Source organism: Herbaspirillum sp. SJZ106 (genome assembly GCF_006715495.1).
Lineage (GTDB): Bacteria > Pseudomonadota > Gammaproteobacteria > Burkholderiales > Burkholderiaceae_D > Herbaspirillum.
In genome coordinates this window covers 527,315-540,151 of the sequence record NZ_VFNI01000001.1, presented here as the reverse complement: position 1 = coordinate 540,151, position 12,837 = coordinate 527,315, and the positions used below count along the sequence as shown (strand labels likewise).

Below are 12,837 nucleotides of genomic sequence, written 5' to 3'. Positions count from 1 at the left end.
TGTAGCAGACCCTGCGCTACACTGGCGAGCCGCATTCGAACATGCCAAGCAGGCAATGCGGCTTAAATAGCTGACAAATCATGGCTGGCATATCGGCCGAATATACTTATGAAGCTATCGACTTGGCCGCACCGCAGTGGTTCAACCCGCATCGACGTTTTTCACCCCGGCAAGCTAAAGTGAGCGAACCGGCAAGTTTTCGTTGACTGCCATGCGCGGCCTTGCCGCACCAACAACATACATCCAGAACATGCCAACAACGCCAAGCTCATCCGCCGCCAGCGACACCGCCGACCTTTCCCCCACCGCAAGAAAAAGTACCCTGGCAGCGCTGCGCGGCCTGGCGCCTTTCCTCGCGCCCTACAAGAAGCAGTTCCTGCTGGCCGGCCTGGCGCTGCTGGTGGCCGCCGGCGCCACGCTGGCGGTGCCGTATGCGTTCAAGCAGATGATCGACCTCGGCTTTGGCGCCGCCGGCGACAAGAGCGCTTCCCACATCAACCTGTATTTCCTGGCATTGTTCGGCGTGGCCTGTGTGCTGGGCGTGGCCACGGCGCTGCGCTTTTACATGGTGTCGTGGCTGGGCGAGCGCGTGACGGCCGACCTGCGCCGCGAAGTCTATGCCCATGTGGTGCTGCAAAGCCCGGAGTTCTTCGAAACCACCAAGACCGGCGAAGTGCTCTCGCGCCTGACTACCGACACCACGCTGATCCAGACGCTGGTCGGCACCAGCATCTCGATGGCGCTGCGCAACGCGCTGCTGTTCCTGGGCGGGATGGCGATGCTGTTCATCACCAGCGCCAGGCTGACTTCCATCATCATCGTCATGCTGGGCGCGGTGGTGCTGCCCATCGTGTTCTACGGCCGCCGCGTGCGCAAGCTCTCGCGTGCCTCGCAGGACCGCGTGGCCGACGCCTCGGCCATGGCCGGCGAGATCCTCAACGCCATGCCGACGGTACAGGCCTTCACCCACGAAGAGATCGAAGCCAAGCGCTTCGGCCACTCGGTCGAACGCGCTTTCGACACCGCCATGGAACGCATCCGCGCCCGCTCGCTGCTGACCGTGGTGGCCATCCTGCTGGTGTTCGGCGCCATCGTGTTCGTGCTGTGGCTGGGCGCGCACTCGGTCATGCAAGGCAGCATGAGCGGCGGCGAACTCGGCCAGTTCATCCTGTATGCCTCGCTGGTGGCCGGCTCGCTGGGGGCGCTGTCGGAAGTCATGGGCGACACCCAGCGCGCCGCCGGCGCCACCGAGCGCCTGCTCGACCTGCTGGCGGCGCAGTCGCCGGTGCAATCGGTGCTGCTGCCGGAACGGTTGCCGTCGCGCACCGCCAACGGCGCTGCGCTGGAAATCTCGCACCTCGATTTCCATTACCCGTCCCGTCCGGGCAGCCGTTCGCTCTCGCAACTGTCGCTGCAGGTCGCCCCGGGCGAAACGGTCGCGGTGGTCGGCCCCTCCGGCGCCGGCAAGACCACGCTGTTCCAGCTGCTGCTGCGCTTCTACGATCCGCAACAAGGCACGATCAGGCTGGATGGCGTCGACATCCGCCAGCTGACGCTGCAGGACCTGCGCGGCGCCATCGGCATCGTGCCGCAAGACACCGTGATCTTCTCCGCCAACGCCATGGAAAACATCCGCTTCGGCCGCCCCGGCGCCAGCGATGCCGAAGTGATCGCCGCGGCCCAGATGGCGACTGCGCATGAATTCATCGAACGCCTGCCGGACGGTTACCAAAGCTTCCTCGGCGAACGCGGCGTGCGCCTGTCCGGCGGCCAGCGCCAGCGCATCGCGATCGCCCGCGCACTGCTGAAGAACCCGCCGCTGCTGTTGCTCGATGAAGCCACCAGCGCGCTCGACGCCGAATCCGAACGGCTGGTGCAGGTGGCGCTGGAAGCAGCCATGGTCGGCCGCACCACGCTGGTCATCGCGCACCGCCTGGCGACGGTGCAAAGCGCCGACCGCATCATCGTGCTGGAGCATGGGCATATCGTGGAGACCGGCACCCACGCCGAACTGATCGCGCGCGAGGGACTGTATGCCAGCCTGGCGGCATTGCAGTTCAATGTGCAATGACATCGGACTCCGGATGTGCCGGGGACGGCTGAAAAGCATCCATCGGCGCGTTTCCTGAAAATCCAATAGACTGCCAGCTCCAACCCGACATCCCATAAAAAACCAGCCAACAACAGGAGCAATCCGATGAGCAGCAAACTGTTTTCGCCGCTGACCCTGCGCGGCGTCACCCTGCCCAACCGCATCGCGGTCTCGCCGATGTGCCAGTATTCGGCACAGGACGGCTTCGCCAACGACTGGCACCTGGTACACCTGGGCAGCCGCGCCGTCGGCGGCGCCGGCACCGTGATCATGGAAGCCACCGCGGTGGTGGCCGAAGGCCGCATCACCGCCGCCGACCTGGGCATCTGGAAGGATGAACATATCGCCCCCCTGCAACGCATCACCCGCTTCATCGAGCTGCAAGGTTCGGTACCGGGCGTGCAACTGGCGCACGCCGGCCGCAAAGCCAGCGCCCTGCGCCCCTGGGACGGCGCGCCCGGCAGCGTGCCGGTCGCCGAAGGCGGCTGGCTGCCGGTGGGGCCATCGGCGGTCGCTTTCGACACCGCCTACACCGAACCGCATGCGCTGACCGTCGACGAGATCAAGGGCCTGGTGCAGGCCTTTGCCGATGCCGCCACACGGGCGCACAAGGCCGGCTTCAAGGTGGTCGAGCTGCATGGCGCGCACGGCTACCTCGGCCATGAATTCCTCTCCCCTTTCAGCAATCAACGCACCGACCAGTACGGCGGCTCGTTCGAGAACCGCATCCGCTTCCTGCTGGAAGTGACCGCCGCGGTGCGCGCGGCATGGCCTGAAGAGCTGCCGCTGTTGGTCCGCCTGTCGGCCACCGACTGGACCGAAGGCGGCTGGACGCCGGACGAGACGGTGGCGCTGTCGGCCCGCTTGCGCGAACTGGGCGTGGACCTGATCGACGTCTCCAGCGGCGGCAACCTGCCCAGCGCCGCCATCCCGGTCGGCCCCGGCTACCAGACCGAATTTGCCGCGCGCGTGAAGGCCGAAGCCAGGATTGCCACCGGCACCGTGGGCATGATCACCGACGCCACCCAGGCCGAGCATGTGCTGCGCACCGGCCAGGCCGACCTGGTGCTGCTGGCGCGCGAACTGCTGCGCGACCCGTATTGGCCGCTGCATGCGGCCGACCAGTTGCGCGAGAACGTGGCATGGCCGCCGCAATACGTACGGGCGGCATCGAGCAAGACGCCGCTGCGCCCGGATGTGGACTACGGCATCGAACTGGATTGAATTGAATTGGACTGATCAGCACCTGCCCAAAAAAACCACCGCATCGCGCGGTAATGCCGTTCAGTTAAAGCTGACTCTCGCTCAATCATCAGAGTCCGTTCGAGCTGAGTAGGCCCGCCAGGGCCGTATCGAAGCCAGCGCATCAGCGTTAGCGGTCTTGCCTGCCCTTCGATACGCTGCTGCGCAGCTACTCAGGGCGAACGGAGCCTGGACTCACAACAAAAATGCCGTTCAGTGAAGCACTGAACGGCATTACCGCATCATGCGGTGTTTTTTTATCGCTGCGGCTACCTCATCCGGGACGGCGGCGCTGGCGGAAATATTCGATGATGCCCGGCAGGATCGACAACACCACAATCCCCACGATCAGCAGGCTCAGGTTCTGCTTGACGATGGGCAGGTTGCCGAAGAAATAGCCGGCGTATGAAAAGCTGGTCACCCAGACGATGCCGCCCACCACGTTGTACATGAAGAACTTGGGATAGGTCATCGCCCCCACTCCGGCCACAAAGGGAGCGAAGGTACGCACGATGGGCGCGAAGCGGGCGATGATGATGGCCTTGCCGCCGTGCTTCTCGAAGAAGGCATGCGTCTTGTCCAGGTATTCCTTCTTGAAAATCCGCGAGTCCGGATTATCGAACACCTTCACGCCCACCATCTTGCCGATCTGGTAGTTGGTGCTGTCGCCGAGGATGGCGGCCACGATCAGGGTCAGCACCATCAGGTGGATGTCATAGGCGCCGGTCGCGGCCAGCGCGCCGGTCACGAACAGCAGCGAGTCGCCGGGGAGGATGGGTGTGACCACCAGGCCGGTTTCGCAAAAGATGATCAAGAACAGGATCAGGAACAGCCAGGGGCCGTAGGACACTGCCAGTTCCGACAGGTGACGGTCGATGTGAATGATGAAGTCGACAAGAAACAGAAGGATATCCATGACGCCCGGTTGAAGAGAAAAATGGCATTGTACCAACAGCCCGCCGGCGCCCCGCCATTCCTTGTGCCGCGCAGCATCTTCTCCCGCCAACGCCGCGTGCGACGCGGCATCCAGCGCTCCTTCAGGCTTGCAAAGCAGCGCCCACGCAATCTTACGTTTCTTTACCGGCCTGCTCCCGCAAGTTGTCCGCCGACCTTCCGATATCTAAGAACCTGCTCATGATCTCCCGGGGAAATCATGAACAGGTTCTGATGCAAGCGGCCACGATGCAACGCTGTAACGCGTAGCGCGGCCGTGATGGCGAACCTTCTTTCTTTTCGGACCCACTGGAGCTGACCATGAAAAGCAAACTTCTGAGCATGCTGGACAAGACCCTCGATACCCTGCCGATGACCGGCGCTGCGATTGGGGTGACGATGCTGGCTTGCGTATTTTCGGGCACCTTGCGCGACATCCTGCAGCGCGCCAACCTGGATCTGCTGGCGGGGGCCGTGGCGCTGTTGCCGCTGTCGGCGGTGCTGCTGGCCTTCGGCTACGGCATGCGCGCCGATCCGGCCAGGCTCAAGGAACGCGCCCGGCGCGAGCGGCAACTGGAACGTCGCAAGGCGATGCTGCGCGCCACCTACGACCTCGACAACCGGCCCTGAGGCCAGGGCTTGCATCACTCACAGGAAGCACCGGAAGCATCGGCGGCGTTGCGCTCCCCGCCCGCTTCAATCGGGCAAGCCGTCCCCCGCCAGGATCATTTGCGCGGCGCTCAACAGATCGCCGGAAAGGCCTTCGCGCGCCTTTTCCGGCGAGCCTTCCTGCAAGCCTTTGAGCAGCACCCCGTGATGGAACAACGCCGGCGCCTCGGACAAGCGGCGCGAGCCGGCGCGCAAGTCGAGGTTGATCACCGGCCCCACCTGCAACCACAAACCCTCGATCAGCGCTACCAGCGTCGGCATGCCGGAGCCCTGGTAGGCGGCGAAATGCAGCTCCTTGTTCTGGCGGATGATCACGTCCACGTTGGGATTCTTGCGGTGCATCTCCACGCACAGGCTGTCGTGCAGTGCCGCCACTTCCTTCAAGCCATCCTTGCCGATGTTGGCGGCGGCATGCTCCACCGCCAGGCCTTCCAGCGCCAGGCGGATCTTCAGCAGCTCGCGGAACTTGTCCTTGGTCATCAGCGGCACGCGCATGGCGCGGTTGGGCAAGATCTCCAGCGCCCCTTCGGCCGCCAGCTGGCGCACCGCCTCGCGCACCGGCATCGGGCTGGTGCCCAGCGCATCGGACAGGCCTTTCAACGTTAGCTTCTGCCCCGGCCGCACCTGGCCGGCCTGGATCAGTTCGCACAAATCCTGGTACACGCGCTCGGAGAGCGTGGCGTGCTGGATCTTGCGCATGTTGGAAAGGTCGGCAAGTAAGGTCGGGTCCATGGCGATACGTGAAAAATTTTCGCGGATTATACAGAGCGCACAGGGGCGACCTGGAAAAGCCTTGCTTGCAGGCCCTCCGGCCGGCGAAGCGGCGCCGTCCCGGATCGCATGCGGCTGCGCTCCCGGTTGACGCCTTCAATTCTATCGAATACATTTGATCACATGTCAAATAAATGACATCAGCAACATAAAAAACGGATCGGCGCGGCAGGATGAGGTTTTCACCCCACATCCCGATACCCATGTCGCAGCGGTGAAGGCCCGAAGGAGATACCCCGCCCGGATAGCCCCCTGCCACGCATGCATGGCAGCGTTACCCATCTCCTCCAGCCCAACCCGCGACGTGCCTCCCTGCATCGTTGAATCCTGTTGCTGCAACAAGCCGGCGCCAGTCCGGCCGTAACGCTCAAAACAGCAGTTCCCACGAGACACCGGCCCCGGCCGGACCATTAGGAGGATCGCACCATGGAGCAAGACAAGAGCAAAGACAGCAGTATCGCCTCACCCCAACGCCGTACCGTCCTCAAGGCCGGCGCCGCGGCAGTCGGCGCTTCGGCATTGGGTTTTCCGGCGATCGTGAAGGCCCAGTCGGACAAGATCATCATCGGCCACCTGACGCCGCGCACCGGCTTCCTCGGCCCGATGGGCGAGTACGCCGTAATGAGCATCAACCTCGCGGTGGAAGAAGTGAACAAGTCCGGCGGCCTGCTGGGGCGGCAACTGACCTTGATCTCGGAAGACTCGGTCAACCCGCCGACCGCTTCTTCCAAGGCGCAGCGCCTGCTCGAGCGCGACGGCGCGGCGGTGCTGATCGGCGAGATTTCGTCGGCCTCGGCATTGGGCATCGCCCAGGTCGCCCAGCGCAACAAGAAGCTGTTCATGAATACCGGCTGCAACTCCGACGAGCTGCGCGGCAAGAGCTGCAACAAGTTCATGTTCCACATCGAGGCGGCCAACTCCACGTATGTCAAAGCCTGCGGCCGCACGCTGCTGCAAAACGGCCTGATCAAGGGCAAGAAGCTGTACGCGCTGACCGCCGACTACGCCTTCGGCCACGACCTGCTGCGCACCGCCAAGATCTTCGTCTCGGCCAACGGCGGCACCATCGCCAACGATGAGCTGGTGCCCACCGACGCCACCGATTTCAGCCCCTATCTGCTCAAGATCCGCCAGGCCAAGCCGGACCTGGTGATCTCCAACCTGGCCGGCAACCAGATCACCAACTTCATCAAGCAATACTCCGAATTCGGCCTGCCCTTCCCCATGTCGGGATTCGGCTTCGACACCGTGGCCGCATGGGGCGCCGGCGCCGACAATTTCGCCGGCACCTGGCCCACCACCTGGCACCACGATGTGGACGCGCCCTCGGCCAAGGCCTTCGTCGCCGCCTTCATCAAGAAATACGGCAAGCCGCCCGAGAACCAGGCCTGGGGCGAATACGTGGCCTTCCGCTCAGTGGTGCAGGCGATCACCGAGACCAAGTCGCTCGACACCATGAAGCTCATCGAATACTTCGAAAAGGGCGCGCAGGTCGACGTGCTCAAGGCGCGCAAGGGCACCTACCGCGCCTGGGACCACCAGTTGCTGCAGGAAATGTACACGCTCTCGCCCAAACCCAAGGGCAAGGCAAAAGACCAATGGGACTTCCTGCAATTGGGCGCATCGGTGCCGGGGCCGAACGAATCGCTGGAGGCGATCGCGCCGACGATGCAGGAAAACGCCTGCAAGTTCACCTAAGACAGGCAAAGGCTACTGCGCGCGCCAATCTCGGCGCTGCGATGCTCACCGTACACCGCCACACCAGTACGGCTGTGCCGCTCGCACCGACCTTGGCGCGCCCGCTACGCTTTTCCTGCCTGACGTACGGTCATATGTTGCACGCCTCATCGGAGCATCAATGCAAATCGTTTTCCTGCTGGAACAAATACTCAACGGCCTGCTGGTCGGCGGCTACTACCTGCTGATCGCGCTGGGCCTGTCGCTGATCTTCAGCCTGGGCGGCATCGTCAACCTGGCGCATGGCGCCTTCTACGCCATCGGCGCCTACCTGGCCGTGGAGATCACCAAACACCTCGGCTTCTCCGGCGCGCTGCTGATCTCGCCGGTGCTGGTGGCGCTCCTGGGCATCCTGTTCGAACGCTTCCTGCTGCGCCGTTTCTATTCGGCCGATCCGATCCTGGGCCTGCTGCTGACCTTCGGCCTGTCGATGGTGGCCGAACAGCTGATCCGCATCATCTGGGGCGCTTCGCCGCTGCCGGCCTCGATCCCGTCCGCCCTCAAGGGACAGATCATGATCGGCGACTTCATGTACTCCAAGTACCGCCTGCTGATGCTGGCCACGGTGCTGGCCGCGCTGGTGCTGATCTGGCTGCTGTTGAACAAGACCTCCTTCGGCCGCGTGGTGCGCGCCGGCGTGCAAAAGCCCGACATGGTGGCGGTGCTGGGCATCAAGCTGCAGCCCTACATGACCGCCATCGTGATGCTGGGCGTGGGCCTGGCGGCCCTGGCCGGCGTGCTGTTCGCGCCGATCTCGGGCGTGCATCCGGCCATGGGCGCCGAGATCATGACCGCCGCCTTCGTGGTGGTGGTGATCGGCGGCCTGGGCAGCTTCTGGGGCGTGGTGCTGGCCGCCGTGCTGGTGGGCGTGGTGCGCGGCATCACCATCCAGTTCTACGCGCCGGCCGGCGAAGCCTCGATGTACCTGCTGATGCTGCTGGTGCTGATCTTCCGTCCGCGCGGCCTGTTGGGCGAGCGCATCGAACGTTTTGAATGACAGGCGGATCATGAACAAAAAATACCAACCCTTGCTGATCGGCGCGCTGGCGCTGGTCGTCGTTCCCTTCTTCCTGCAGCTGCTGGGGCTGACCACCACCTCGGCCACCGACGTGGTGATCTACGCCATCGCCGCCATGGGCCTGAACCTGCTGGTGGGCTACACCGGCCTGACCTCGTTCGGCCACGGCGCCTGGTTCGGCGTGGGCGCCTACGCCGCGGCGCTGTCGCAGAAATACTGGTTCCCCGGCCAGATCGTGCTGCCGCTGCTGTTCACCATCGCCTTCATCGCGGTGTGCGCGGCGGTGGTCGGCTTCCTGATCCTGCGCCGGCGCGGCGTCTACTTCTCGCTGCTGACGCTGGCGCTGTCGGCGCTGACCTTCGCCATCGCCTTCCGCTGGACCGAGTTCACCGGCGGCGAATCCGGCCTGGGCGGCGTGGTGCGTCCCGTGGTGGCGGGCATCGACCTCGACCAGTCGGTGTCTTACCTGGTCTTCGTCAGCGCGATTGCCTGGCTGGTGCTGTACTGCCTGCACCGCCTGATCCGCTCGCCCTTCGGCCACACCATCGTGGCCATCCGCGAGAACGAGCAGCGCGCGCGCTTCCAGGGTTACGCCACCATCGTCTACAAGCTGCAGATGTTCATCATCTCGGCCAGCGTGACCGGCCTGGCCGGCGGCCTGCTGGCCTTCCACCACCGCTTCGCCTCGGCCGAGCCGACCTCGGTGGCGTTCTCCGGCGAGTTGCTGGCGATGGTGGTGATCGGCGGCATGCGCAGCTTCCTGGGGCCGGCGCTGGGCGCGCTGTTCTACATCCTGTTCCGCGAATGCCTGTCGATCTGGACCGAGAACTGGCTGCTGTGGTTCGGCCTGGCCTTCGTCGCTTTCATCCTGTTTTCGCCCACCGGCCTGGTCGGCATCTGGCAGCAGGTACGCCGCCGCTTCCATCCGCCGCCGGAAGTGGGCGCGGCCATGAGCGCGCGCCAGATCGTCGACGGCCTGCCGCTGCCGGCCTTCCTGCAGCCACCGGCACAGCAGGGCCTGGTGCTGGAAGCCAAGGACATCGAGATCCGTTTCGGCGGCATCCAGGCGGTCAAGAACGGGCAGATCGCCCTGCACGCCGGCGAGATCCATGCGCTGATCGGCCCCAACGGCGCCGGCAAGACCACCACCTTCAACCTGATCTCCGGCATGTTCGCCCCCAACGGCGGCACCGTGAAACTGAACGGCGAAGAAATCCAGGGCCTGCCGCCCAGCGTGATCTGCCAGCGCGGCCTGGCGCGCTCGTTCCAGATCACCAACCTGTTCAAGGGCCTGTCGATCTACGAAAACCTGCGGCTGTCGCTGCAGGCGCGCCACGCCTCGCGCTACAACATGTGGACCGATATCGACAGCTACCCCGAGATCCACGCCGAGACCGAGGAGCTGATGCGTTTCCTCGGCCTGAAGGGCATCGACGACATCGAAGGCGGCGCGCTCTCCTATGGCGGCCAGCGCCTGGTGGACCTGGGCATTGCGCTCGGCTCCAAGCCGCACGTGCTGCTGATGGACGAACCGCTGGCCGGCCTGGCCGCGGCCGAACGCGAACGCGTGTCGCGCCTGGTGAAGATCATCGCCAGCAATATCCCGGTGCTGATCGTCGAGCACGACATCGACCGCGTGCTCGGCTTCTCGCACAAGGTCACCGTGATGAACCAGGGCAGCGTGCTGATGGCCGGCACGCCCGACGAGGCGCGCGCCGACACCCGCGTGCAAGAAATCTACACCGGCCACGGCACGCCGCCGGTCACCGGCCGCATCGCCGGCGATGCGCAGGAGCGGCCGCAGCTGCTGGCCTTCGAACAGGTCAACGCCTTCTACGGCAAGAGCCACATCCTGAATGACGCCACGCTGGAAGTACGGCAAGGCGAGATCGTGGCGCTGCTGGGCCGCAACGGCGCCGGCAAGTCGACCTTGCTGAAAGCGCTGACCGGCCTGCTCAAGCCCGCCTCCGGCGCTATCCGCTACAACGGCCGCGACATCGCCGGCATGAGCGCGCCCGACATCGCGCGCCTGGGCATCGGCTACGTGCCGCAAGGCCGCGGCCTGTTCGCCGGCATGACGGTGGCCGAGAACCTGGCGCTGGGGCGGCTGGCGCGTAAAACCGACAGCAGCGATGGCGTGGCCTGGAGCGAGGAAAAGATCCTGCATTACTTCCCGCGCCTGAAGGAACGCCTGCACACCCACGCCGACTTCCTCTCCGGCGGCGAACAGCAGATGGTGGCGGTAGCGCGCGCGCTGTCGGGCAACGTCAAGCTGCTGCTGCTGGATGAACCGTTCGAAGGCCTGGCGCCGGCCGTGGTGCAGGAACTGTTCACGGTGTTCGACCAGTTGCGGAAAGAGGTTTCCATCGTCATCGTCGAGCACAACCTCGACCTGGTGCTGGCGCTGGCCGACCGCGTGTTCGCGCTGGAGCGCGGCGCGGTGTTCCACACCGGCCCGGCCGAACCGCTGCTGACCGACCTGGCCTATCGCAAGAAAATTCTCTGGCTGTAATTTCCCTTACCGTACAAGGACTCACGCATCATGGATCTGAATCTCAAGGACAAGAAAGTCATCGTCACCGCCGGCGCCCAGGGCATCGGCCTGGCCATCACCGCCGCCTTCGTGGAAGCCGGCGCGCAGGTGCATATCTGCGACGTCAGCGATGCATTCCTCGACGGCGCGCGCCAGCAGTTCAAGAACGCCCCGGTCAGCTACAGCCGTACAGACGTCACCGACGAAAAGCAGGTCGACGCCATGTTCGCCGAGCTCTCCGGCAAGTGGAACGGCCGGCTCGACGTGCTGGTCAACAACGCCGGCATCGCCGGCCCGACGCTGCCGGTGGAAGACGTCGACCTGCCGGCCTGGGACCAGACCATCGCCGTCAACCTGACCGGCCCCTTCCTGTGCGCGCGCCGCGCGGTGCCAATGCTCAAGAACAACGGCGGCGGCTCCATCGTCAACATCTCCTCGGTCGCCGGCCGCCTGGGATTTGCGCTGCGCACGCCCTACTCCGCCTCCAAGTACGGCGTGATCGGCCTGACCGAAAGCTGGGCCATCGAACTGGGCCCGGACAACATCCGCGTCAACGCGGTGCTGCCGGGCGTGGTGGCCGGCGCCCGCCAGGAGCGCGTGATCGCCGCCAAGGCCGAGGCATTCGGCATCGACCATGAAGAGATGCGCGCACGCGTGCTGTCGAAGGTATCGATGCGCAAGATGGTCACGGCCGAAGACATCGCCAACCAGATCATCTTCATCTGCTCGCCGGCCGGCGCCTCCATCAGCGGGCGCAGCCTGTCGGTATGCGGCAACGTCGAAACCCTCGGCTGAAAGGAAAACCCATGAGCGAGAAAATCGCAGTCATCGGCGCCGGCCTGATCGGCCGCGCCTGGGCCATCGTATTCGCCCGCGCCGGGTTCAACGTCGCCATCTGGGACGCCATTCCGCAAGCGCTGCAATCCTGCCAGCAACTGCTGCGCGAAAACGTCGCCGACCTGGCCGGGCATGGCCTGATCGATGAAAGCGTCGATACCGTGCTGGGGCGCATCAGCCCGGCCGCGAACCTGGCCGACGCCTTGCAGGGCGCGGTGCTGGTGCAGGAGAACGTGAAGGAGACGGTAGAGGTCAAGCGCGAGATCTTCGCCGAGATGGACCGGCTGGCCTCCCCCGACACCATCCTCACCAGCTCCACCTCATGGATCCCGACCTCGGAATTCTCGGAACACCTGCCCGGCCGCGAACGCGTGCTGGTAGCGCACCCGGTCAATCCGCCCTACTTGGTGCCGCTGGTGGAACTGGCCCCGGCGCCATGGACTTCGGCCAAATCAGTCGAACGCGCGCGCGACATCTACACCCGCGCCGGCCAGTCGCCGGTACTGCTGAAGAAAGAAATCACCGGCTTCCTGCTCAACCGCATCCAGGGCGCGGTGCTGAACGAAGCCTTGAACCTCTACGAAAACGACTATGCTTCCTCCGAAGACCTGGACAAGGTACTGAAAGACGGCCTCGGCCTGCGCTGGTCCTTCATGGGCCCGTTCGAAACCATCGACCTCAACGCCCCCGAAGGCGTGCTGGACTACGCCAAGCGTTACGGCCATACCTACCGCGACGTTGCCAAAACGCAGCCGCCTAACGAATGGCAAGCGGATACGCTGGCAAAGATCGAAAAGGAAAGGCGCACGGCACTGCCCGCGGAGAAACTCGGCGAGCGTGCGCGCTGGCGCGACAACCGGTTGATGGGATTGGTGGCGCACAAGCGCAAGCAGCCGGGCTGAATGAAAAGATGAATCGTCGTCCAGACGAAAGTCAGGACCCAGCGTCGTTTAACGGCCGCTGCAGTGCGACGAACGCCACTGGGTCCCTGCCTGCGCCGGGACG

10 protein-coding genes are annotated in these 12,837 nt (G+C 64.7%); 8 read left to right on the top strand and 2 right to left on the bottom strand.

Annotated features, from left to right (window positions below):
- Positions 1 to 250 precede the first annotated feature (250 nt).
- Positions 251 to 2,071: an ABC transporter transmembrane domain-containing protein gene (locus FB598_RS02380; RefSeq protein WP_141912407.1), complete on the top strand. Its 1,821-nt coding sequence runs from the start codon at positions 251 to 253 to the stop codon at positions 2,069 to 2,071.
- A 126-nt stretch (positions 2,072 to 2,197) separates the two neighbouring features.
- Positions 2,198 to 3,316: an NADH:flavin oxidoreductase/NADH oxidase gene (locus tag FB598_RS02375; RefSeq protein WP_141912405.1), complete on the top strand. Its 1,119-nt coding sequence runs from the start codon at positions 2,198 to 2,200 to the stop codon at positions 3,314 to 3,316.
- A gap of 292 nt (positions 3,317 to 3,608) precedes the next feature.
- On the opposite strand, the gene FB598_RS02370 is transcribed toward FB598_RS02375, so the two are convergent.
- Complete coding sequence (locus FB598_RS02370; RefSeq protein WP_141912402.1) at positions 3,609 to 4,250, bottom strand: DedA family protein; 642 nt, start codon at positions 4,248 to 4,250, stop codon at positions 3,609 to 3,611.
- A 338-nt stretch (positions 4,251 to 4,588) separates the two neighbouring features.
- Between FB598_RS02370 and FB598_RS02365 the strand changes: the two genes are divergently transcribed.
- A complete protein-coding gene (locus FB598_RS02365; RefSeq protein WP_141912399.1) occupies positions 4,589 to 4,897 on the top strand; it encodes a hypothetical protein in 309 nt (102 codons plus the stop codon).
- 66 nt (positions 4,898 to 4,963) lie between these two features.
- On the opposite strand, the gene FB598_RS02360 is transcribed toward FB598_RS02365, so the two are convergent.
- Positions 4,964 to 5,668 carry a GntR family transcriptional regulator gene (locus tag FB598_RS02360; RefSeq protein WP_141912396.1) on the bottom strand — a complete coding sequence of 235 codons (705 nt, stop codon included), beginning with the start codon at positions 5,666 to 5,668 and terminating at the stop codon, positions 4,964 to 4,966.
- A 465-nt stretch (positions 5,669 to 6,133) separates the two neighbouring features.
- On the opposite strand from FB598_RS02360, the gene FB598_RS02355 reads away from it, so the two are divergent.
- The 5 genes from FB598_RS02355 to FB598_RS02335 all read left to right on the top strand — a co-directional run bounded on the left by FB598_RS02355 (position 6,134) and on the right by FB598_RS02335 (position 12,734).
- Positions 6,134 to 7,405, top strand: coding sequence for an ABC transporter substrate-binding protein (locus tag FB598_RS02355; RefSeq protein WP_141912394.1), 1,272 nt, complete (start codon positions 6,134 to 6,136; stop codon positions 7,403 to 7,405).
- 160 nt (positions 7,406 to 7,565) lie between these two features.
- Positions 7,566 to 8,441: a branched-chain amino acid ABC transporter permease gene (locus tag FB598_RS02350; protein ID WP_141912391.1), complete on the top strand. Its 876-nt coding sequence runs from the start codon at positions 7,566 to 7,568 to the stop codon at positions 8,439 to 8,441.
- A gap of 10 nt (positions 8,442 to 8,451) precedes the next feature.
- Positions 8,452 to 10,974: a branched-chain amino acid ABC transporter ATP-binding protein/permease gene (locus FB598_RS02345; RefSeq protein WP_141912389.1), complete on the top strand. Its 2,523-nt coding sequence runs from the start codon at positions 8,452 to 8,454 to the stop codon at positions 10,972 to 10,974.
- Between the two features lie 30 nt (positions 10,975 to 11,004).
- Positions 11,005 to 11,790, top strand: coding sequence for an SDR family oxidoreductase (locus tag FB598_RS02340; RefSeq protein ID WP_141912387.1), 786 nt, complete (start codon positions 11,005 to 11,007; stop codon positions 11,788 to 11,790).
- Between the two features lie 11 nt (positions 11,791 to 11,801).
- The gene (locus tag FB598_RS02335) at positions 11,802 to 12,734 is read left to right on the top strand and encodes a 3-hydroxyacyl-CoA dehydrogenase (protein ID WP_141912385.1); all 933 of its coding nucleotides are present in this window, start codon (positions 11,802 to 11,804) and stop codon (positions 12,732 to 12,734) included.
- The last annotated feature ends 103 nt before the right edge of the window (positions 12,735 to 12,837 follow it).